The sequence below is a fragment of the Flavobacterium sp. GNP011 genome, from assembly GCF_056428925.1.
This window is the reverse complement of sequence record NZ_JBWJVJ010000010.1, coordinates 98,817-122,342: the sequence shown is the minus strand read 5'-3', so window position 1 is coordinate 122,342 and position 23,526 is coordinate 98,817. Positions and strand designations below refer to the sequence as shown.

The window sequence follows — 23,526 nt, the reverse complement described above, 5'->3', positions numbered from 1 at the left end:
ACTTCTCTTTTAATGCTAACCCCGAATTTTATATTTTTAATGGAAACTTTTACGGTAGGAAGTAGGGGTGAAAGTCGTTTTGTTTTTAAATAATTTACTAAAAGATTGCGGATACTCAAACCCTAGTGCATAAGCAATTTCACTGCTGCTCAGATTAGTCGTGGTTAAAATATGTTTGGCTTTTTCAATAATTTGATTGTGAATGTGTTGCTGGGTATTTTGACCTGTTGTACTCCGTAACATATCACTTAAATAAGCAGCAGAAACATGTAATTGTACTGCTAATTCTTCAACAGTTGGGATTTTAGTTACTGTCTCTGGGGCAAAATGGCGCGTAAGCAGCAGTTCAAATTGACTCAGCAAGTCGTTCGAAGCCATTTTTCGGGAAATAAATTGTCTGTTGTAAAATCGGTTAGCGTAACTCATTAACAATTCTAGGTTAGACACCAAAACATCTTGGCTAAAACGATCTAAACGAGCGTGTATTTCTTTTTTGATGTTGTCTACTATAGATTCTATGGTACGCTCTTCTTCCTCTGAAAGATGTAGGGCTTCGTTTTCTTCGTAGCTGAAATACCCATAATTTTTAATGACTTTCCCGAAAGGATATGCACGAATCAAATCCGGGTGAAAGAGTAAAGACCATCCGTCTTGGTTTATATTTTCGGCATTATCCAGTCCTATAATTTGGTTGGGTGCAATGAATGACATGCTGCCTGAATCAAAATCATAGGTATTTTTACCATATTTTAATTGTCCTTTAAAGCTTCTTTTAATGGAAATATTGAAGAGATCTAAACTTAGTTTATTGTTAGTAGCAGCATTGAATTTTGAGGTTAAAGCATGATCAATCACGGTAATCAAAGGATTCAAAGGACTAGAAAGGCCTAAAAAGTCGTGTAATTTTTGTACCGAAGTAATAGCAATAATATTTGAGCTGGTATTTTTCATAGTCAAAATAAGCAGGCAATGGTTTGGATTGCCTGCATAATTATGTGGTAAATTTAGCTTTTTTGAAAGTCAATTCCAGATCTTCTGTCCAAAGTCATGATATCAAGTACATTTCCTGGGTATTCTACGGGTAAATCGCTTACCTTATTTAGTTGGATTAATTCGTCAGGAGTAAAGATAACATTTGTAGCTCTAAGATTGTCTTGCAATTGATGAGGTTTTGTAGCTCCAATAATTACAGTACTGACTGCGGGTTGCTGCATGACCCAAGCCAAGGCAAGTTGTGCAACTGATGTGTTTTTTTCTGCAGCCATAGGAACCAATACGTCTAAAACATCATATGCTCTCTGCTCATGAAAAGGAGGGAAGGGAAAACTGTTCAAGCGGCCTTTAGCTTTCTGACCATTTCTTTGGTATTTTCCAGTGAGTAAGCCGCCGCTTAAAGGACTCCAAACCATCATCCCGACTTTTTGGTCTAGCAACATGGGTACTATTTCTCGTTCAACATCTCGCACGTCTAAGGAATAATTAACCTGCAGTGATGCAAAGCGATCGAGACCATTGTATTGCGAATAAGACAAACCTTTCATCATTTGCCAAGCACTAAGATTACTTGCTCCAAAATATCGAATTTTACCGCTACGTACTAAATCGTCTAAGGTGCGCAGGGTTTCCTCAATGGGCGTTAAAGGATCGGCAGTGTGAATTTGGTACAAATCAAGATAATCTGTCCCAAGTCTTTTTAAACTTGCCTCTACTTCTTGGAGAATGTGTTTTTTAGAAAGTCCCAAGCTGTTGGGCGTGGTTCCTGTTGTACCTCTAACTTTTGTAGCTAGAATCAAATCATTCCTGACAATTCCCAAATTTTTAATGGCTTTACCAATCATTATTTCTGATAATCCTTCAGAATAAATATTGGCGGTATCAATACAATTTACACCAGCATCAATTGCCATTTTTATCTGTTCATCAACCGCTGTTTGGTCCAGATTTCCCATGTAACCAAAAAATCCTTTACCACCATAATTCATTGTGCCTAAACACAAACTCGAAACTTGTAATCCGGTGTTTACTAAAATAGTGTACTTCATTTTTTTTTTTACTTAATGTTAAGCAGCAAAGTTCATCGCTTTCTACTTGAAGCTTGTATCCAAACCAAAGTTACTTGTGTTCAAAATGAAGTTGTTTTAGTTTTTTTCCTGAATTTTAAAACTACAGTGTTTTTGTGAAATTATAATCTACAATAAATACGAGTATCTAGCATGTATGTTTTTTGAAATGGAAATAAAAACGGGCAGAACGCAAAAAGAGATTTCTTAACCCTCAAGATTTTATTTCTATTCGTATTTGATACTTGCATAACCTACCCAGTGTTTTTGAGTAGCTATAGCCGTAGTTCCCATACTTAAATCTTCTACTTTTATAAGTTCATGATCAATGCTTGAGGCATAATTTAAAAAAGTCCCTTTCAGCGGTTTGTTGGATAATGACAGACTTAATTTATTGGCAAAACTCACTCCAAATGGCACCGAATATCTGCCACACCAAACCCATTTATATTCTTTGTAATCTGTGTTTTTGACGGTGTATTCGGTGAAGTTTTTTACTTTTTCTGTACTAATTTCGTTTACTAAACACTTCTCAATAATTTTCATATCCAAAGCCCTAGCTTTTTTGGTGCCTTCATCATCAACTCCAAAAGGGGCCAAATCGCCACTCCATTCTTCATTGCCATAATGTACGGCATCGTTCGAAATGACAACTGCTACATCCTTTCCATATTTAAGATGCTTTTCTTTTAAAATTTTTGACACCACATCAGAAAGTGCGTTGCTAATATTGTCAATTGTTTCGTAATTGATGTACGGCACCAGTATTGGAATAATTTGCAAATTCTTGTTTTTGCGATGTAAAAAAGGTACTATAGCTTCTAATGAATGTTCTAACTCTTGCATTTCATTATGAACTAAGTAGGAAGATTTTGGTAGTTGCGCCATGATTTCAGCATTTAAATCAGACACTTTTAAATCACCATAAGGCGATTGCAAATGTGTAAAATCTCCAAAGATTATTTTGTCTTGAAGGGTAAAGTTGCGAGCGCGATGTGCAACACCAATTAAAATAATTGTGTTGGCATTAATTCCTTTAAGCGATTCGTAATACAAGCGTCCGGCGTATTTATAATCGTCATGCGGACTTATAGCTGCTTTCCATTGCATTTTATTTTTAGAATCCTTAATCCCTAAACGGTTATATATAGAATCTAATTGCCAACTGTATTTTGTAAAACCAATCGTATCATGCACAGTCCAAACTTTCTTTTCTAGTGTTAAGGCAGCTGCTGGCTTTTTGATATTTTTTTTAATTGTACAACTGAAACAACATAAACAGATAAAAATAAATAGTAATCGCATATCAAATTTTATTTCAAGCAATTTACGCTAAAAAAACGCTTTTTATAGGTATATGAAATATGATGTTCTTCTAGTTTGTTTTATGTTGAGCAAATTGGTTTTTATGTAGTAGAATTTTATGTTCCAAAATTTTAAATTAGGTATTGTTTATTTCTTTCAAAAAAGTCAAACAGCAATTTCCTATTTCTTAGGTATCAAATGCTTGAATGCTTCTGGATTTGCATATGCGATCAAAACTCCAATAATTATTAATAGGATAATTATCAATAAAAAAATCACTGTTAATAAAACAATTACAGCTATTATTCTAAAAAGAATTGCTTTCAGTGTTTTTTCTGGATATAAATTGCGACACATCCAAACAAAGACTATGGGTAAGCTTATTATCGAAAAATTGGATAATTGTAAAATAAGTGTTTCGTTAGATTTAAAAATGTACATTAACGGGTAAAGCACAAAGAGTGATAAAAGGGTATAAAAACACATCAAATACGTGTTAATGACTATGTGTTCGTAAAAGTTGTGACCCCATTTGCGGAATGCTATCTTGGTGCAAAAAGCATAAAAGGGGATGCTCAAAAGTATGAGAAATGTTGAGTAACTTGATACTAATGACGTGTATTTTGTCATAAATGATTTTGTTACCTTTTCATTTGCGAGGGCATTTGCACTAATTTCACCGAAACCAATTACCTTGAAACTTATAAATGCTGAAATACCGCTCAAAACAAACAAAAGTAAAATAGGTTTGTAATGGTTTACACGGTTGCCATCAATAAATTCTTTGGCTGTTTTTCCTGGATTTTGAATTATCTTTTTAACAGAGTAGAGGAATCCTTTATTTGTATGTAAAAAAGTATATTGAATTTCATCCCAAATATATTTTTTGTCAATGCGTTTGTATTTTTTTTGACCACAGTTACCACAAAAGTGTGCAGTAATGTTTTGGTTGCAATTAGAGCAGGACATTTCCATATCTTTCAATTATATGTTTCTAGACTTGATTTCAGTTATTATGGTATTGTATATTACAAACTGGGGTAGCAGAGTAATAGCAATCACTAAACAGGGGATAAATAAAACAGGGTTAAATGGTTTGTTTGTGTAAAGACTTATCATTGTTCCTAGAGCCAAAATAAATATAACTCCAAAACCAATAAGCACTCCTTTTAGTGTGTTTTTTCTTTTTATTAGATCTGAATCATTCATTTCTTGTAATGTGCTTTTTTTCATAGATGTTGTTTTATTGAAGTGAAAAATACTATGATTTATTCTTTTAGTTGCGATGTATTGTTATTTATACTCTCTTAATTCCTGTGCTAATATATAAATTAATACGAATATGCATGTCAAATTAGTATTGTTATCGTGTAAATCATGTTAAATTTATATGGATTGGATGATTGTATTACGAGAATAATTCACTTTGTACGCTGTAAGTACGAATGTTTATTATTTAATTTCGAGACTTCAAGTGTTAAGAGTGTATAGTTTGTAAATGGTGCGTAATTATGCACTGCTTGACAAAAATGAATATAATTTTTGAACAATCTACTTAGATAAATGTATTGAATAACTCATAAAAAAAAAGTAGAATTTCATAATGAGTTCAATTGAAATAATAATCTTAAGTTGTTGATAATAAGTAAATTATTTCAAAGTATATTTCCTTTGGTAATAGTTGGTTTTAAGCCTGTTTTCTTAAATTTGAAATGGTATAATTTATAGCGCTTTCTTTTTGAACAAGAGCATTCAAATTGCCAAAGCGATTAGTCTTTATGATAATGAAATATGGTTTTAATTCGCTAGCATAGCTTAGTAGAATTACATTACAAAAAAACGACTTTCTAAAAAGTCGTTTTATCTTTTACCCAAAGGCGGAAATTAAAAATTTGTTTCGCTCTCTAGTTGTATGTCTTTGATGTCGTTTGGATTCATTTTATAGCGGTAAACCCCTTTGTTCCCAATTGCAAATAAGGTATTGTCTCGAATAATTACATCAAAACAATTTTTGTCGATTGAGTGAACCAAAACAGGTTCTACCGGATTTTCGATGTTAAATATTTTGAGAACATCGTCGCAAACCAATAGGTATTTTGCCGTATAAAAACCAATTCCTTTGGGTTGCATGAGATTCCGACTGTGAATTAGTTTAGGATTTTTAAGATCCTTAGTGTCGTAAACTTGCAAAACGTTGATGTTATTGCCACAAGTAGTGTTTGAGTTCAACGTTACATAGGAATGTGTGCTGTTTGCAATGACAGGGTCGCAAGCGGTAAAGTGTCGTACACTTGATAATTTGGTTGGGTTTTCAGGATTGCTAATCGAATAAATAAACATCCCGTTTCTAGATCCAATAAACAAGTTATCTCCATAAGCGAACAGCGTTTCGATGTCAAAGCCAATAGGAATATCGTTCACTTTAACAGGTTTTTCGCCATCTATTAACGAAAACACATTTAATTTCATTTGGTCTACGCTATATAGATAATTGTCTTTTAGGGCAAAAACAGCGAGGGAACCGCCTTGACCGGTGCTATCGTTTGATGCGCTATCACTGTTAGAACAACCGATTGTAACTATCAAAAGGAAGAAGAATATAATTTTTTTCATGATTATTTTTTTAGATTCCAGTCAATTATAATTTCATTGTCTTTTGTGTAGCCAAATGTCCCGTTTGGAGCTTGCTTTTGCGGAAACACATTTTTATTTCGGTTAGTAACCTTAAAAATTTTTGTTGTTTGATCGAACGTGGCGGTGACTAAATCTACAGCTTGATTGATGTACACCGTATTGCCTTTGATGGCTAAATCAGTGGCTCCTGGCGCCTTTATAAAATAGAGTCGTTCTGGTTTACTTGGATTTGCATAATCGTAAACATGAAATCCTTTGTTGACATCATTAATAAACATTAAATCTCCTTTAACGTAAATTTTTCCTGATTTAACAATGGGCTGTGTGTTTTGAAAAACGATCGAAGTTTCTAGGGCGCTCCGAGTAATAATTACAGGTTGGTATTCTTGTCGCTCAAAATCATTGGGATCGGTTGTTGGCCAACAGGAAACAAACAAAATTGAAGCCAGAAGGAGAAATACTATTTTTTTCATATTCAAATATTTCTTTAAAGATAACTAATGGGGTTTTTGGTTGCGTTACCTTTTGGTTAAATTTAGATTCACAAGGAATTAGCAATTAGGAATCTATTTCTTCCTTTCAAAAAGGTTTTTCTAAAAAAGCGTTTTTTTCTATCACAGTTTGGTGTAAACGAGTAAGTTCAAAAATTCGGTTTTACTGGTGCCAAACAGAAAAATAGTATCTAATTTCTTGTCATTGTATTTCCAAATGATATAACCAAGTGTTGCATTTTCCTTTATTTTCGACACATTAAATTTTTGTTTTTTAAAGTTGTTACTTTGGGTTGTTTTTCGTGAAGATTTCTTTTACGCCTCCTTTAGTGACCACAATTGAATTGTAACTGTCATTTTCGTTAGCTATAAATTCTACTGTTCTATCATTGTCATCTGATCTAAAAAATTTTGTTTTTGATTCAGGGAAAAGTTCAAGTTCCATACTGTTGTAATAAAGTTTGGTACCCCTTTTTATGATTTCAATTGTGCCAAATTGCCCTTTGTACTGATCATAAATGGATGGGTTTGCATTTATTTTTTTGTGTTTGTATGGCAGTGTAACTTCTTTTTGAAAAACCAGCGCCGAAAGTCCGTAGGCAATAATATGTGAAAGAGATTCATTATTGGAAAGCACAGTGACTAAAAGGCGATCTTTTGTAAACCGGTTGAAGGATGTCATAGCTCCAAAAAAGCCTCCGTCATGCGCAATCAGTTCATGACCGTGATTGTAAAATGGATTGATTACAAAACCATATCCCCAATTTTGTGTACTATAAGGTGTGAACATTAGTTGTTTCATTTTTTCGGATAAAAGGGTTGTGCCATAAAGAGCTTTGTCCCAAAGAGCCAAATCTTCAACAGTTGCATAAACACCATCATGACCATAGTTGATGTCCCAATTGATATAAGGGTTACTAACATAGTGATTGTGTTCTTTGATGTAGTTTTTAGCTTTGCTAGGAATTAATGCATCATTACTAATTACACCAGAGTTGTACATACCTGCTTTTTCAAATACATTTTTTTGAAGATAGGTACTATACTTTTCGCTAGAAACAGATTCTATAATTTTAGCTAACAAATAATAGCCAATATTACTGTAGGCTGTGTTTGTGCCAGGTTCAAATTCATAGGGCATTTTTTTTATTTCGTTGTAGGCTGAATCAGCAGACATGGTACTTGTTGCAATATTTTTGAAACCCATGGCTAGTCCAGACGAATGGGACAATAGCATGTGTATGGTAACCTGATCTGCTTTGGGGTAATCGGGTACGAAACGACTTAACGGATCATTTAGAGATAATTTTCCTTCCTGCACCAATTGAAGGATTGCCGCTGCAGTAAATTGTTTAGTAACTGATGCCAATTGAAATTTAGTGTCAATAGTATTTTTAATTTTTTGTTCGTAATCAGCAAATCCATAGGCTTTTTTGAAGAGTACAGTATCGTTTTTGGATACTAAAACAGTACCGCTAAAGTTATTAATATCAAGCTGTGCTTGCATGTATTTTTCAATAGCTGCAGATGTGTTTTTTTGACAAAAAAGAACCGTTGGCAAAATTGTGAATAGCAGCACTGCGAAACTTACACTAGTTTGATTTCTATTTTTCATGATCCGTTTTACAGTTGATGATTACTTTAGTTAATAGTTGGTCCAGAAGAATTATTTCATTTTCAGACAATCCGGCTAGAGCATCTATTCTGTTTTTTTGAATAGTGGGAGTGAGTAAAGCAATGGTTTCAATTCCTTTTTGTGTAATTTCAAGATTGAATTTGCGTCTGTCAGTCTCATGAATTTTCCGACTGATGTAGTCCTTTTTTACCATCAAATCAATAATTCTTGTTACAGAAGCATTGTCTTTAAAAATCATATCTGCTACTTCTTTTTGGGAATACTCAGGATTTTTGTGAAGAATAATGAGTACCAAACATTGGTCGACGGTAATATCATGTACAATAGAGCTTATATTCTTTTGAGCCATTTTTCGGTATTCTTTGATAGTTTGCTCTAAGGTGTAAAGTACCGTACCAGTGGGGGTTTTGTTTTTCATATTTTTATATTTGATACAAATATAATTGATATATCAAATAATTGATTAATTTTTTTGAAAAATATTTATTTTTTGAAATTTTAAATGGGTACGAGTCTTTATGTTGTTACAAGCGAAAACTTGTAAAACTTTATTGCGTTTAGTTTAAGTTGTATGGGTCACTTCATTTTTCGAATCAGGAGCCTTGATTAAGGGCTTTCCTTGTAAGGCTTGAATGAGTGTCAACAAGGCCAATAGTCCGTATACAAACGCAATTGATAGAGTTAGTTTTGTATTTTTCAAAACATAGAATGACAATAGTGGCAGTATTTGTAAAGCATGCATTCCTATAAAATGGGACACTCTCAAGTCACCCACAGTTTTACTCCAACCAATGATAAACCAATTTGAATTATCATTTAGTGCACCAACGCTATGGTTCAATCGTGACCCCATAGCAAAACCTTCAAATGAAAAAATAACGAAAATAAGAATGCCCAATCGTATAGCCCAAACATAGTAATCCGGCAAACTAGGAAATGAATGTGTACAAAATAATAGGCCGACATAAGCTGTATAAAGTGTTACCAATGTGGCTGCTAGTGCCATCAAAGAATACAAGGTTGCATAAATAGGAGTACTGATATTGTAATGCGAAAGCTGTCCTTTATTGGCTTGCCAAGCGATATAAAAAATCTCAAAGCCTAATAAAACGATAACAGACCAATTGAACATTTTGATATTGAAATTGGGTAAGTAATAACAATACCAAGCCATTGCCCAAGAAAATAGAAAGGTTGAAAAAGCAAATTTAAAGGGCTTGTACCATGCATTTACATTATAAATTTGTGTAGATGTATACTTGGTAAGAATAATAAAAATTACGGAAAGCAGAAAGCATAATAAACCGTAAAAAAATAGGGTTTCATTGCGGTATTTGAGTTGTTGAATAAAATCTATCATTTTTTTAACACGTGCTAAGTTCTTTTTTATTGAGTTATATAAGTAGGAGTATCGTTTTAAAAAAAATCAACCTATTAATCATACTTATTATGAAATATATTTTGCTACTTTATCAAATCTCTTTTTTACGATTTCCAAAATCTCCACAACCTGAATTGTCTTTTAATCGATCTAAAGAATCGTAAATATAATTATTTTCAAGTATGAAAAAGAGGATTTAATAAAAGGGTTCACAGTTACTTACAACAGTTGTGATTTATTAAATATTAAAAAAAAAGTAATCGTCTTAGTAACGCTGGTATTCAAATTATTTTTTAGCCAAATAACTTTCAATAAATTTTTCAAAATTACGCAGGTTTTGATCTTCATACAGTTGAATAAATTGTTCAAACTGCATATACCCATAAACATATGGATTTTCAGAAGCTTTTTCATAATTTTTATAAAAATAATCTTCAGGGGTCATTTCAACATCCGCTGAGGCGGTTTTGATCGTTTTTTGGTTGTAATAAAGTAAAATCCCCAGTGTCTTTTAATTACTCTTCTGCCAAAAGCGAGACAAGCGTTAGGATGCTCATAAATAGCTTGCCGCCTGCAATAGAATTCATAGTTGTTTTCGATTTTGAGCTTGTTTTCATAGATCAAATCGGCATACTGTGAACATTATATAAGTCTGCCTTTTTTTTATTATATTTTTCAAAAATAATATTAGGAAAGTTTACCCTTATTTATATTTAAAAAGGTGGCTATATATCATCTTATTTTTTCGTCTCCAAACTATTATGGTCAATACAAATAGTTTATTCCTTTGTAAACTTCATATTTATTTTTTCGTTTTGAAAAATATAAATACCTGCTGTATTAAAGTTTAAGATTGTCTCTTTGGAATCGTTATTTCCTTCTTGCACTAATCTCCCAGTAATATCAAATATTCTGTAGTTACCCATATAACTATTTGATATTAACTTATTTTCATTTTTTGAGTACCAAATTATATTTTTTGATTCAGCAATTTGTTCTTCTTTGATGCCTAAAGAAGGTCTTAAGGTTACTGTATAATCCTCAACTTGCCCTTCTTTTGTTGCATCACAGGCTCCTATTTCATCACCAGTTCTCACTCTTAATCGTAAAGGTTTGTTTGTAGTTGCGGTTGATGGCGGAGTTATTGTAGCTGACCAAATTGTATTTGTATAAAACCCACTTGTTGGAGAAATTTTTGCTCCAGAAGTAGCAACAAGTTCCGAAGCTTCAAATGAACCATTGTCATTATAATCAATCCAAGCATTGATGTATTGTGAATAACCTACAATTCCTACTTGTAATGTGTAAGATTGCCCAATTGTTAGATCAGTATAGATAAAGGGATCGACACAATTTTTTACAGTGAAATCAGTGTAAAATCCTTGAGAAAAGCTCAATCTTGGGTATGTAACATTATTGATAGTTCCTAATTGAACTAGAGTAGGACCGAACCAACTATTAGAAGAATTGTTTGTAGTAGTTATTGAACACGAAGCATTACTTACTATACCTCCTCCAAAATTATCTGCTATTGGAGTAGCTCCCAAGGAAAGTGTTAGATTTTCTCTTGAGCTTAAAAATTCTGTAATAGCTCGCTCTCTTTGTCCCTGAGTAAATTTTCTACCGCTATTATACCCCATGAAGTTGTATTGTGAGCCATCATAATTACTTCCAGTACATGGATTTACTATAGTGTTATCTGGAAGAGGATTAAGATAGGGTTTTACAGGTGCTGTATCACAAACATTGTCATTGACATTGAGACAGTTTTGTGCTGTTTCTGCAACTGGACAAGGTGAGGTGTCAAAATCATAATCACTACCAAATGTGTGACCTAGCCCTAAAGCATGACCTATTTCGTGAGGTAAAATTCCAACATTAAACGAATCAACCTTAGTAGCAACTCTATAAGTCATAAAAGCATCATAACTAATATCCGCGTTTTTAGGCATACCACTAAAACCCGTATCCCCTCCATTGAAGTTACCTTTAAAACCATTTATCACATAGATATTAAAATAAGATGTTTCAGACCAATGTGGCGCAAAATTTCTAACTTGATTCGCTGTTACTCCTTTCGTATCATCCAATCCAAATGTTGTATAATTCGGTAATGTAGCTGCTGATGCATAATGTCTTACAATTCCATTAGTAGTTTCGCATGATTGTGTTCTTTTGGCTAAAACCAGTTTGAATGGCATTACTGTACCGTCCAAAAGTCCATTTCCTTCTGGATAAACAACATCACCATAAGTGGTGTTAAGCATTTTATTGCAGTTATCTATCCATGTTTGAATTTCTAAGTCAGAGGGATTAAATTGGGTTCCAACAACTTCATTATTAGGTACTATAATGTGGATCACAACAGGAATAGTATAGGTTTTTCCGTTATATGCTCCCATTTTATCCATAGAAAATCCTTTAGACTGTAAGAATTTTTGAATATCTAGCGAAGGTCCTTTTGTGTTATATGGGGCTATTTTTTTATCTAAAGTAAAATCTTTTGAGACTGCTTTTTTTTGCATTTCATCCGCAAGGCAATAGTTTTGTGCGCGGCTTATTAAAATTGTACCTAAAAGAATAACGCATGTAAGTAATGTTTTCTTCATTTTCAACTATTTTATAAAATACAAAAAAAACAAATTTTGAGTAAAACGCACTATAAATTGTTACTTTTTTGCATACTACTCTAACCAAGTGATTATTTAGTAAGAAATACTTATAAGCGTTTAGCATTTAAATTTTAGCATAGACCAATTTATTCTTTAAAGTTCTAATTTGCTTTATTTAAACAATTAAATTACTACTATCGAGAGCAAAGAAATAATTCAAAGGATAATTAAAAATAGGAAACTCCAATATAACTTTAAATCTATATAATCTTTTAAATACTACGATAAATTAGTTCTTTTTACACCACTTTTGAGTTTTTCTTTATGTTGTATTTTATTAAGTAAAGAAGGTAGTAAATTAGAGTTACACTTATCACTAGTATAATCAACTCTATTATTTCTGGAATCATATTTCTTAGGTGATGGGGAAAACAATTGATTTTTACGTTACTATAAGTACAATTAGTTTAGGTAGAATTAAATTTATTGTATTTTGTATTTTATTTGTAATTATTAGACAAAGATTGATTTTTAAACTTAACAATTTTTATAAGAACTATCAAAAGCAATTTCTTCTATTTCTGAATTATTTACTTGAAGATTGCCATTTTCCCAAACCAAATCATTTTCTTCAACGAATGTTATACCATTTTTATTAAATTTTATGATTATATTTTTTCTATAGCTGATATTACGCCCCAAATTGTTTGTTTTTAGTAATTGATGATTTTTTGAAAATTTTCATTTTATAATTATTGTTGTCCGATAAAAAAATTTCGGAGGGTTGATTGTTCTATCTATTTAGGAACTTAATGACGTTTTAGCTTATCTTTAATTGTTTTTTACCACTGCTTGAGAATTCAATAAATAGAAAAATATTTTTATTAGTTTCATTTATTAAATTACCCGGTAGCTAAATAATTTTCAAATAGTCCTAATTATCCATCGTTTTATGTGTCTAATTCCCAGTCGATTTCGGGACTTTGAAAAAATTAGTTTGATGTATATAGTTGAATAAATGAGTTCTACAAAAACTAACTAGATTCGCGAAAGACCATTGTTTTTTCAAACTTTTCTTAATCACTCCTATTAGAAGATTTATTATCAAGACAAAGTAGATTTGAATTTTAATTGCGTTTTTATTATCTCCTAAAAAATAATTTAGTGGAAAATTTTGCTTAATCTTTTCGAATAGTAATTCTATCTGCCATCTATATTTTATATAGTGCAGCAGGAATGTATTATGTAAAGGAGAAGCACTTACAAAAGCTACTAATATATTACCGATTTAAGCGACTTACTGATAGATCAGGTTATAGTTTATAAAAAAAAACAGTAGCATTATTGTTAAAAAAAGGTTCAATTGAAGCAGTGATTTGGGATTTGTGGAGGACGATTTTTTTTAGCGTCTTTTTTTTATAATGCTATTATGGCTCATCAGTAAGTTTGAATAGATGGGTTGTGGGCTTTATGAACTATAATGTCTCTTTATGTAACAAAGCTTGAGATAGTTTTTGTTCTCTATATCCAGTTGTTTTCCATTTGGTAAAATGTTGTTGGTAATACAAAAACTATCGGGGTATTGGTAAAGGAGTGATATTCGGAGATTAAAATATTATCATTTAGACTGAGCGAAAAATGTCAAGATAATGGTCAATGAATTATTGATTTTTTTAAATAAATTTATAATAATCCTATTTTTTTAGCTTGACTAATTAGATCTTTATCGCTGCCTTTTCCTTTTAAAAGTTGATCTTTTATGTTTGCTTTTCTTTTTTCTATAGCACTCATAGAAAGAGGAATATAGTTAGGTAGATTAACAGTTTTAACCCCTTGAGAAATTAAGGTTAAAATTTGATTGTCATGATTATCCCAATTTATATTTCTTTTAAATAATTCTCTTTGAGATTCTATTATAGTATTACTTCTGTATATATCACCTTCAATAATTTTTTTACAAATGATTGGAAATAATTCAAAGTTAATATCACTTTTTGAAATGAATCCTTCAGGTTTTATTCCTTTAATGATTTTGTCTACTGTTAAAGGTTCACTATGCATTGTAAGCAAAACTATTTTACAATTTGCGAATTTTTCTCTAATGAGTATAGCCAAATCAATTCCATTATCAATATTAAATTCTTTATAAGGAGGAAGACTTATGTCTAATAAAGCAAAATCAATTTTTGTATTTTGTTTTACTTGAAAATTTATTTTTTTGTAAGCATCTTCACAATTATAGCTCTTTATAAAACTTGGTTCGTTTTTTTGAAAATCGGTACCAGATAGCAGATTTATATAACTATCAACTGTCATAGGGTGATCATCGACTATTAAAATATTAAGGCACATGTTCATTTTTATCCAATTTCATACAAAATTAATTAAATATTACGGTTATACCGTAAAATTGAAAGAAATCAAAGATGTTTTTTTGTGGTGAATGATATTAATCCAAATTAATTTTTTATGAAAAGCAAATTATATATTGTAGGACTTGTCTTTGTTTCTTTGTTAACTTATTCTTGTTCAGACGATTATGCTTCTGAAGTGCCAGAAATTAAAAATGACAATTTTAAAATTATACCACAGGCACGTTTGAAAAATGAATTAAAAGAAAAAACAATTGATTCAACTGATGTAATTTTTAATAACGAGGAAAATGCCATAGAAGGAGATCCAAGTAATCCAAAACCAAGAGGCTAACGGAAAAGTTGCGGTAATTTTAATAATGACTATGTGGTTTATTTACAAATCGCATAGTCTTCTTTGTTTTCAAATTATTATATTTGAAACTATAACAAAATAATTTCACTTTGAGTACTCTTACTAAAATAGGATGTTTATTTCTAATGCTCTTTATTTTTTCATGCCAAAAAAATAAAGCTATTTTATTTGATAAAAGTCATATTGATGATTTGTCAGAAAATAAAAAAGAGAAATATTTAGATTCAATAGTCAATTTATTAAAATCTAAAAGGAATGATTCTATTACTAGAAATTTATATTTAAATATTGCCTCTGAATATTATTATATTAATAATTCTAAAAAATCTTTATCTGTTAGTTTAAAAGCTTTACAATTATCAAAACAGTCCCAAGATAGCGTTAAAATTGCAAAAGCTTTATATTATGTGGGTGATTGTTATGAAAACTCTAAAAAAGATAGTGCTTACTTTTATTATTTACAAGCTCAAAAATTATATGCTAAAATTCATGACTACGATAATGTGGGGAGAATGTTATTTAATAAAGCCTATATTTTATTTTATGATGGAAATTATATAGAATGTGAAGTTGAAGTCTCAAAAGCACTTCAATATTTTAAAAAATCTACAAATCATCAGTTGATTTATTCTTGTAATACTTTAATGGGTAATTGTTTAGAAAAATTGGCTAATTATGATGAAGCATTGCTGTATCACAAAGTAGCATTAAGTGAATTAGAAAAAATGAAAATTAATGATAATGATAAAGATGAAATAAATAATTACAGTGTAACTTCTACTATTAATATTTGTAATTTATATGATTTAAAAAAAGAGTTTTCGAAGTCTATAAAGGAATTACAAGGTCTACTTTCAGAAGATTTGAAAAAGAAATGGCCTAGATTATATGCAAATGTTTTGAGCAATTTGGCTTATTCCAAGATGAGAAATGGTGATGATGAAAATGTTGAATCAATGTTTTTTGAATCCTTAAAAATTGTTGAAAGTATTGGAGTAGAGTCTGATGTTTTGTACAAAAAGATTCGTATTGGAGAATATTTTTTAACTCAGAAGGATACTATAAAATCAATTCAAAGTTTAAAAGAAGCGAATCAATTAGCAATTAAAATTAAAAGCAGTAATGAAATTTTGGCTTCATTGAAATTGCTCTCCGAAGTTGATAAAAAGAACAGGTTTTTTTATGCAAATGAATATATTAAAGTAAGTGACAGTACTAATATAGTTCAAAAAAATACTCATAATAAGTATGCTAGAATTGAATATGAGACTTCTAAAATAGAGGATGAAAATAAAGTTTTGACCAAAAATAACTTTTACATTCTAATTATTTCATTTGGACTAATTTTATTACTAGTACTAATTATTGTTTTAAGATATTTAAAATATAAAAATAAAGAGTTACAGTTTTTGCATCAACAACAAAAAGCTAATGAAGAAATATACCAATTGTTGACTGAGCAACATAAAAAAATTGATATTGCAAAGGACAGCGAAAAAGCTAAAATAGCTAAAGAATTGCATGATGGAGTTATGAATAAAATTTATGGTGTTCGAATGAATTTAGGTTTTTTCAATTCTAAAATTGACGCAAAAATAATTGAAAAAAGGAAAGAATATATTTCTGAATTACAAAGTATTGAGAATGAGATAAGAACTATATCACATGACTTAAGTCGAAGTTCTTTTTTTGACGGCAATGATTTTAATGTGTTGATATCAAGTTTAATTGAAAATCAAAAAGATATTAGTAGTACTCAGTTTAAATATTTTAATGATGAAATGTTTGAATGGGCAACTATTCAAAATATATATAAAATAAATGTCTATCGCATAATTCAAGAAGCTATTTTAAATATTAATAAATATTCAAATGCTAAAAATTGTAATGTAAAAATTCAGAGGATGGGTAGCAGTTTTTTAAAACTAAGTATTACTGATGATGGAGAAGGATTTGATATTAAAAATAAAAAAAGTGGCATTGGAATTATTAATATGAAAGAAAGAGCGAATTCTTTAAAAGGCCAATTTAATATTGAATCAATAATTGGAGAAGGGACAAAAATTGAAGTTACATTTGATTTTCAGTCATTAACATAAATGGTCTATTCAAAAAGGATAAATTTAAGTTGCGTTTACAGAGGATTAACAATATTTTACGCTTCATTAGTATTTCTTTCCATTTTTATAAAGTTCACACCGATTTTTCAAATACATTTTACAATCTCACGTAATTTTTTTGAAGGTGTGTTCTATGCATATTCTATTTTCAAGTTTCTAAAAATAAACTTATATACTACTTTTAAAAAATACTTCACACATCATTTTTTGTAAATACATATATTATTTCTCACTCAATTCTACGTAATCAAAAAATTTATATCAATTAACATCATTCAATCTCATCCAAATTCTCCAAATGAATATAGTGTAAACTATATAAATAATATAAGTTATTGTATTTCAAACTTATTAAAATCCAAAAGACCTTACCTCAGTCCTCTAAAAGTAACTGAGTTGAAACAGTATAAACATAAGTGTTTTTTTGCTGAATAAGACGTTAAATGTTTTTTTTTATATGTTTTAAAGGAAGAAATCATTTTTATAATAATATCTGTAGAGTTATTTAGTTCATTATTAATGTTTTGTGTAATGTGTGAGAAAGTCCGTAATTTTTATATAAAAAGTCCGTAATTTTTAGATTAATGTTACTACTATTTTAGCTTAAAATCAATTATGCCTAAATGCTAAAAAATTAATATTTTGAAGGTTTATGAGAAGATTTAGACTTTGTATAAAATAGTTTAGAATGGAAATAAAGAGCCTTATATGGTCCTTCAAAGTGGTTGTTAAATTAAGCTGTACAAGAGGATGCTGGTTTTGACAAAAAAATATTAATGTTAAATTTATGGATAAGAATACGGTGTCAAATAATATTAATTTGGTTTCGAAATATTGGAAGAAAAAGATATTAAATAGGGATGAAGTTTTAGTGATGGAGCAGAATCAATATAGTCTTCCTTGTGTAACTATTGATGTTAATGAACTAAATTATTTTAATATTCTTACCAATAAAAATCCAATAGCTCAATATACTGTTATAAGTGCTATTTATTCTTTTTTGTTAAAGAAACTGATTAATGGATTTGATGGTTATATTGTTTCAGACTATGAAGATCAATATAATTCATTGCTTTTATCATTTCCTATAGATTTAAATACAACATTTAAAGAATATCTTCACAAAGTAAAATGTGAAATTTTAGAGACATTTAAACATTCAGACAAAATTAATGATATTATATCTGAAAAGATAGGTGTTGATGATTTGAGCATTTTTTCTAATTATGGCATTAATATAAACTCCAACTTTAAATCGAAATGTAACGGTATTTTGTTGAAAGTACAAATAAATGAGAATGAAGATATAGAAATTCATGTTTCTTATTTAGAAAGTTTTGTGAATAAAACAATAGTTGGATATCTATTGGCGCATTTTAAACAATTTATAGTTAATTTAGAAAGTAATGTAGCTTTTAATTTATCGGTATACTCACTACTATCCGAAAAAGAAAAAAGACAATTATTAGTAGATTTTAATGATACCAATATAGCTTATCCGAAAGATAAAACGATAGTAGATTTATTTGAAGATCAAGTAGAGAAAACTCCAAATAATATAGCGATTGTATTTGAAGAATCTAAATTAACTTATGTAGCATTAAATCAAAAGGCTAATCAGCTAGCCAATTATATTTCCTCTAAACATATCATAAATAAAGGAGATATAGTTGGCGTGCTTTTGCCTAAATCAGATATTGGAATCATTTCGTTATTGGCAATATTAAAGTTAGGCGCTGTTTATCTACCTATAGACATTAATTATCCTCAAGAAAGAATTGACTATTTGATAAAGGATAGTGCTTTAAAATTATTAATAGTTGATAATGTCAAGTTAGAATTTGATAATTGCGACACATTAGCTGTAAGTACAGTAGATTTAGATGTTAATGTTTGTGAGAATATCAATGCAGTTATTTCAGTCAAAGACTTAGCGTATGTAATTTATACTTCTGGTTCTACTGGCCAACCTAAAGGAGTAATGGTTGAGCATACCAGTAACATAAACATGTCTTTAGATCAGATTAGAACTTTTGAAATTACTGAAAGTGATAAAGTGGTATGGTTTGCTTCTGTTGCTTTTGATGCCTCTATATCTGAAATTATGATGAGTTTGTATAGTGGTGCTACACTATACATTCCGACAGAAGAAACAATAAAAGATAAAGATCAATTTATAAGTTTTTTAAAAGAAACAAAAGTATCAGTAATCACTTTTCCTCCTAGTTATTTAGGATTATTGTCCGATAATGATATTTCAGGGTTAAGATGTATTATTACAGCTGGTGAATCGGCTAATCCTACTAAAGCAATAGCTCTTGTAGAATTAGGAATTGATTATTATAATGCTTATGGACCAACAGAGTGTGCTGTTTGTGTGTCAATTTATAAAGTGACAAAAAATGATATTGATAAGTCAATTATTCCAATAGGCAGACCAATTTCTAATTCGCAAATTTACATTTTAGATGAAGCATTGCAACCGTTACCAATCGGAGTTTCGGGAAATATGTATGTCTCAGGAACAGGTGTGGCCAGAGGCTATTTAAACAAGCCAGAATTGACTGAAGAGAAGTTTGTGGCAAACCCTTTTATAGAAGGGGAGCGTATGTATGATACGGGAGATTTAGCGGGGTGGTTACCCGACGGGAATATTGAATTTTTAGGGAGAAAAGACCATCAAGTAAAAATCAGAGGATATAGAATTGAGCTGGGAGAAATAGAAAATACAATTTCACAGTATTCAGATGATTTAAAACAAGTAGCTGTTGAAGTAAAAGAAAAAAACCAAGATAAAGTATTGGTTGCCTATCTGGTATCGACGACAAACATAGATAAATCGGAATTGAGAAGCTTTCTACAAGAGAAATTGCCAGATTACATGGTTCCTGTTTTTTATATTAAATTAGAAAAATTACCCCTAACTCCTAATGGAAAAATAGACAGGAACTCTTTGCCGAGTATCTCTGTAGAAGATGTCATAAGAAATAAGTACCTAGGACCAAGAAACAAAACTGAAGAAAATTTAGTTCTAATTTGGCAGGAAGTATTAGGAATTGAGCAAATAGGAATAACCGATAATTTCTTTGAGTTAGGAGGACATAGTTTGATTATAGCTCAAGTAATCAACCGTACACGTAAGCAATTAGGAAAAGCAGTATCTTTTAAGGTGTTTTTTGCCAATCCAACGATAGAAGGCCTGAGTAAGGAGTTACAGGAGAAGGATTTTATAGCAATACCCATAGCAGAAGAAGCGGTCTCTTATCCGTTGACATCTTCGCAAAGCAGACTGTGGATACTGAGCCAGTTGGAAGGCGGTTCACTGGCATATAATATGCCAGCAACAGTCAAACTAACAGGAGCTGTTGATGGGACTAAATTTAAAGAATCTTTTAAACGATTGATCGATCGTCATGAAATTTTGAGAACCTGCTTCAAAACAAATCAGTTTGGAGATGTTCGACAATATATATTACCAACAGAGCAGGTCAACTTTAAGATAGCAGAGCAGGACTATAGTGCAACAGAAAATCAAGTAGAAGTCATTTCAGATCATTTACATGAAATAAATAATGAGCCTTTCGATTTAGAACATGCACCGCTTATCAGAGCTTCTTTAATCAAATTAAAAGAAGAAGAATATGTATTTTTCTTATCCCTTCATCATATCATTGGAGATGGATGGTCAATAGAAGTATTGATATCAGAGGTTGTGAAAACCTACAATGCATTAACACAAGGAAAAGAAATTTCCTTACCAGAATTAAGCCATCAATACAAAGACTATGTGGTGTGGCTCAATAACGAAATACAGTACGAGAAGTATCAGGCATCTGAGCATTATTGGCTTAAACAATTTGCAGGAGAGTTGCCAGTATTGGATTTACCAACTTTTAAAATCCGACCATTAATTCAGACTTATAATGGAGAGAGCCTTACAAGCAGATTTTCAAGAGTGTTTTTAGAGAAATTGAAAAGATTCTCAAAAGAACAAGGTATTACCTTGTTTATGAGTTTAATGTCGGGAATAAATGCTTTGTTGCATAGATATACAGGTCAAGACGACATCATAATTGGAACACCAATAGCAGGCAGAGAACATCCGGATCTGGAGTACCAAATAGGCTTGTATCTCAATACGCTTGCCATACGGACTAAATTGAAAAGAGAAACCAGTTTTTCTGATCTGGTAGCATCCCAAAAAGAGACTTTATTGGGAGCTTACGAATATCAAAGTTATCCTTTTGATGTATTAGTAGGCAAACTGAACTTAAAAAGGGATACGAGTCGTAACGCTTTATTTGATATTCTAGTGGTTTTACAAAACCAAGGACAGTTGAATAATATTAATAATGAGGAACTGGCAAATTTTCAGGTAAGTGATTATGAGTTTTCCAGAAAAACATCGCAATTTGATATTACCTTCACTTTTGCAGAAACAGAAGGATTAGACCTGACCATTGAATATAATACAGACATTTATGATGCGTATTTGATAGAAAGAATGTTTACTCATTTTGAGAATCTTGTTTCGGCTGCTATAGAACAGCCAGAAATACCTATTCAGGAGATCGGCTACCTCACTAAAAAAGAAGAGCAACAGTTGTTGTTTGGGTTTAATGATACAGCGGTAGCTTATCCAAAAGATAAAACAATAATAGACTTATTTGAAGAGCAGGTCGCCAACACACCAAATAATATTGCCGTTGTATTTGAAGATACACAACTAACGTATCAGGAGCTAAATGATAAGGCAAACCAATTGTCTTTTTATTTAAGAGATCATTATGCTGTTGAACCGGATGATTTGATTGGTATAAAGCTCGATAGAAGCGAGAAGATGATTATCGTTATTCTGGGAATATTGAAATCGGGTGCGGCTTATGTTCCAATAGATGTTAATTATCCTCAGGAAAGAATTGCTTATATCGAGAAGGATAGCAATAGCAAGATTGTTATTGATGAACAAACTTTAGGTGTATTTACAGAAGTTCAGCAGAAATATTCGAAAGAGAATCCGGATAAGATAAACAAATCAAATGATTTGGCATATGTAATTTATACGTCAGGTACCACAGGGAATCCAAAAGGGGTAATGGTAGAACATGGAAATGCAGCAGCATTGATTAATTGGTCAAAATTGGAATTTGATCAGTCAAAATTTGAAATCATGTATGCTGCAACATCATATTGTTTTGATTTATCAATATATGAGATTTTTTACACCTTAGCAATAGGGAAAAAAATTAGGGTTTTAAATAATGCTTTGGAAATAAAAAATTATATAAATAAGGAAAACAAAGTAGCATTAAATACGGTGCCTTCCGTAGTTAGAAATTTATTAGAAGATAACATAGATTTAAAGAATGTAGTTTTTATAAATATGGCGGGAGAAATTGTACCTCCTGATATTGTGGAAAAACTTCAGACAGAAAAAATTGAGGTTAGAAACTTATATGGACCAACAGAGGATACAACATATAGTACAAGTTATAAAGCACTTAATAAAACCTATGTCAACTTTCCAATTGGTAAACCAATATTTAATACTCAGGTTTATATTTTAGATGTTGATTTTCATTTAGTTCCCGTTGGAGTAGTGGGGAAAATTTACCTAACTGGGGCAGGAATAGCTAGGGGGTATTTTGACAAACCAGAACTTACAAAAGAGAAGTTTATCTCGAATCCTTTTACAGCCAGAGAACGAATGTATGACACAGGAGATTTGGGCAGGTGGTTGCCGGACGGTAACATTGAATTTTTGGGAAGGAAAGACCATCAGGTTAAGATACGAGGCTACAGGATCGAGCTAGGTGAGATAGAAAATACGATATTACTGTATTCAGAAAATTTGAAGCAAGTAATTGTTGAGTCAAAAGAAGCAAATCAGGAGAAAGTATTAGTTGCTTATTTAGTGTCGATTACAAGCGTGGATAAAACGGGACTGAAGAAATTTTTACAAGAAAAGTTACCAGATTATATGGTTCCAAGTTTTTATGTGGAATTGGAAAAATTACCGTTAACTCCAAATGGAAAGGTAGATAGAAAAGTTTTACCTAGGATATCTGGAGATGATATTATGAGAAAAGAGTATGTAGCTCCAAGAAATGAGGTTGAAAACAAGTTGGTTTTAATATGGCAAGAAGTTTTAGGAATTCAGAAAATTGGGGCTACAGATGATTTATTTGAATTAGGAGGAAATAGTTTAAGTGCCACAAAATTAATTAGTCTTATACATAAAGAATTTGAAGTGAAAATTTCTATTAATGATTTGTTCAAAAATAGAACATTAGAAGATCAAGCTGTTTTAATTGAAAATGTTTATGTGGCTTATGGTGTTGACATTGAGCAAGATAAAATCAGTATTGATATTGAAAAATTTTATATATAATTTTTTTATTGATGTTCTTTTATTTAAGAAAATTTACTGGAAATCTGAGAGTTATTCCATAAATAAAATACTTAGTTCAGAAATTAAGAATTTAAGACTGGTAAAAGAGAAACTGGTAATGAAGAGGAAAGAAGTAGAATAGGCAATTAATAAATTTTGACACGACAAG

Annotated in this window: 16 protein-coding genes; 3 read left to right on the top strand and 13 right to left on the bottom strand. The window is 30.9% G+C overall.

The features are described from left to right. Nucleotides 1-36: 36 nt before the first annotated feature. From AC061E_RS10365 to AC061E_RS10305, 13 genes are all read right to left on the bottom strand, one after another. Nucleotides 37-951: a helix-turn-helix domain-containing protein gene (locus AC061E_RS10365; protein WP_478286179.1), complete on the bottom strand. Its 915-nt coding sequence runs from the start codon at nucleotides 949-951 to the stop codon at nucleotides 37-39. A gap of 53 nt (nucleotides 952-1,004) precedes the next feature. Continuing rightward, nucleotides 1,005-2,042: an aldo/keto reductase gene (locus AC061E_RS10360; RefSeq protein WP_478286178.1), complete on the bottom strand. Its 1,038-nt coding sequence runs from the start codon at nucleotides 2,040-2,042 to the stop codon at nucleotides 1,005-1,007. Nucleotides 2,043-2,288: 246 nt separating this feature from the next. Then, nucleotides 2,289-3,365: an AmmeMemoRadiSam system protein B gene (gene amrB, locus AC061E_RS10355; protein ID WP_478286177.1), complete on the bottom strand. Its 1,077-nt coding sequence runs from the start codon at nucleotides 3,363-3,365 to the stop codon at nucleotides 2,289-2,291. Between the two features lie 180 nt (nucleotides 3,366-3,545). Then, on the bottom strand, nucleotides 3,546-4,340 hold the full coding sequence (locus AC061E_RS10350; protein ID WP_478286176.1) for a DUF3667 domain-containing protein: 795 nt from the start codon (nucleotides 4,338-4,340) through the stop codon (nucleotides 3,546-3,548). 9 nt (nucleotides 4,341-4,349) lie between these two features. Further along, complete coding sequence (locus AC061E_RS10345) at nucleotides 4,350-4,598, bottom strand: hypothetical protein (protein WP_478286175.1); 249 nt, start codon at nucleotides 4,596-4,598, stop codon at nucleotides 4,350-4,352. 651 nt (nucleotides 4,599-5,249) lie between these two features. Beyond that, a complete protein-coding gene (locus tag AC061E_RS10340) occupies nucleotides 5,250-5,978 on the bottom strand; it encodes an LVIVD repeat-containing protein (RefSeq protein WP_478286174.1) in 729 nt (242 codons plus the stop codon). A gap of 2 nt (nucleotides 5,979-5,980) precedes the next feature. Then, nucleotides 5,981-6,472, bottom strand: a complete 492-nt coding sequence (locus AC061E_RS10335; RefSeq protein WP_478286173.1) for a hypothetical protein — start codon at nucleotides 6,470-6,472, stop codon at nucleotides 5,981-5,983. A 301-nt stretch (nucleotides 6,473-6,773) separates the two neighbouring features. Beyond that, nucleotides 6,774-8,105 (bottom strand): serine hydrolase domain-containing protein, encoded by a 1,332-nt coding sequence (locus tag AC061E_RS10330; protein ID WP_478286172.1) that lies wholly within the window; start codon nucleotides 8,103-8,105, stop codon nucleotides 6,774-6,776. Beyond that, nucleotides 8,095-8,544, bottom strand: coding sequence for a MarR family winged helix-turn-helix transcriptional regulator (locus AC061E_RS10325; protein ID WP_478286171.1), 450 nt, complete (start codon nucleotides 8,542-8,544; stop codon nucleotides 8,095-8,097). The genes AC061E_RS10330 and AC061E_RS10325 overlap by 11 nt, the downstream gene beginning before the upstream one ends. Nucleotides 8,545-8,688: 144 nt before the next feature. Then, nucleotides 8,689-9,486, bottom strand: a complete 798-nt coding sequence (locus AC061E_RS10320) for a hypothetical protein (RefSeq protein ID WP_478286170.1) — start codon at nucleotides 9,484-9,486, stop codon at nucleotides 8,689-8,691. A gap of 307 nt (nucleotides 9,487-9,793) precedes the next feature. Then, entirely contained in the window at nucleotides 9,794-9,952 is a 159-nt protein-coding gene (locus AC061E_RS10315) for a hypothetical protein (protein ID WP_478286169.1), read from the bottom strand. Between the two features lie 334 nt (nucleotides 9,953-10,286). Next, nucleotides 10,287-12,116 carry a GEVED domain-containing protein gene (locus AC061E_RS10310; RefSeq protein ID WP_478286168.1) on the bottom strand — a complete coding sequence of 610 codons (1,830 nt, stop codon included), beginning with the start codon at nucleotides 12,114-12,116 and terminating at the stop codon, nucleotides 10,287-10,289. 1,686 nt (nucleotides 12,117-13,802) lie between these two features. Then, complete coding sequence (locus tag AC061E_RS10305) at nucleotides 13,803-14,477, bottom strand: response regulator (protein WP_478286167.1); 675 nt, start codon at nucleotides 14,475-14,477, stop codon at nucleotides 13,803-13,805. Between the two features lie 111 nt (nucleotides 14,478-14,588). On the opposite strand from AC061E_RS10305, the gene AC061E_RS10300 reads away from it, so the two are divergent. The 3 genes from AC061E_RS10300 (at nucleotide 14,589) to AC061E_RS10290 (ending at nucleotide 23,357) form a co-directional block, all read left to right on the top strand. After that, nucleotides 14,589-14,825, top strand: coding sequence for a hypothetical protein (locus tag AC061E_RS10300; protein WP_478286166.1), 237 nt, complete (start codon nucleotides 14,589-14,591; stop codon nucleotides 14,823-14,825). Nucleotides 14,826-14,935: 110 nt separating this feature from the next. Further along, nucleotides 14,936-16,945 (top strand): tetratricopeptide repeat-containing sensor histidine kinase, encoded by a 2,010-nt coding sequence (locus tag AC061E_RS10295; protein WP_478286165.1) that lies wholly within the window; start codon nucleotides 14,936-14,938, stop codon nucleotides 16,943-16,945. Nucleotides 16,946-17,753: 808 nt separating this feature from the next. Next, nucleotides 17,754-23,357, top strand: coding sequence for a non-ribosomal peptide synthetase (locus tag AC061E_RS10290; protein ID WP_478286164.1), 5,604 nt, complete (start codon nucleotides 17,754-17,756; stop codon nucleotides 23,355-23,357). The last annotated feature ends 169 nt before the right edge of the window (nucleotides 23,358-23,526 follow it).

Bases quoted from the DNA above. Each gene is read 5' to 3' on its own strand.
- AC061E_RS10335 (WP_478286173.1), bottom strand. From the start codon at position 6,472: ATGAAAAAAATAGTATTTCTCCTTCTGGCTTCAATTTTGTTTGTTTCC.
- AC061E_RS10330 (WP_478286172.1), bottom strand. From the start codon at position 8,105: ATGAAAAATAGAAATCAAACTAGTGTAAGTTTCGCAGTGCTGCTATTC.
- AC061E_RS10365 (WP_478286179.1), bottom strand. From the start codon at position 951: ATGAAAAATACCAGCTCAAATATTATTGCTATTACTTCGGTACAAAAA.
- AC061E_RS10310 (WP_478286168.1), bottom strand. From the start codon at position 12,116: ATGAAGAAAACATTACTTACATGCGTTATTCTTTTAGGTACAATTTTA.
- AC061E_RS10320 (WP_478286170.1), bottom strand. From the start codon at position 9,486: ATGATAGATTTTATTCAACAACTCAAATACCGCAATGAAACCCTATTT.
- AC061E_RS10305 (WP_478286167.1), bottom strand. From the start codon at position 14,477: ATGAACATGTGCCTTAATATTTTAATAGTCGATGATCACCCTATGACA.
- AC061E_RS10360 (WP_478286178.1), bottom strand. From the start codon at position 2,042: ATGAAGTACACTATTTTAGTAAACACCGGATTACAAGTTTCGAGTTTG.
- AC061E_RS10340 (WP_478286174.1), bottom strand. From the start codon at position 5,978: ATGAAAAAAATTATATTCTTCTTCCTTTTGATAGTTACAATCGGTTGT.
- AC061E_RS10345 (WP_478286175.1), bottom strand. From the start codon at position 4,598: ATGAAAAAAAGCACATTACAAGAAATGAATGATTCAGATCTAATAAAA.
- amrB (WP_478286177.1), bottom strand. From the start codon at position 3,365: ATGCGATTACTATTTATTTTTATCTGTTTATGTTGTTTCAGTTGTACA.
- AC061E_RS10350 (WP_478286176.1), bottom strand. From the start codon at position 4,340: ATGGAAATGTCCTGCTCTAATTGCAACCAAAACATTACTGCACACTTT.
- AC061E_RS10325 (WP_478286171.1), bottom strand. From the start codon at position 8,544: ATGAAAAACAAAACCCCCACTGGTACGGTACTTTACACCTTAGAGCAA.
- AC061E_RS10290 (WP_478286164.1), top strand. From the start codon at position 17,754: ATGGATAAGAATACGGTGTCAAATAATATTAATTTGGTTTCGAAATAT.
- AC061E_RS10315 (WP_478286169.1), bottom strand. From the start codon at position 9,952: ATGACCCCTGAAGATTATTTTTATAAAAATTATGAAAAAGCTTCTGAA.
- AC061E_RS10300 (WP_478286166.1), top strand. From the start codon at position 14,589: ATGAAAAGCAAATTATATATTGTAGGACTTGTCTTTGTTTCTTTGTTA.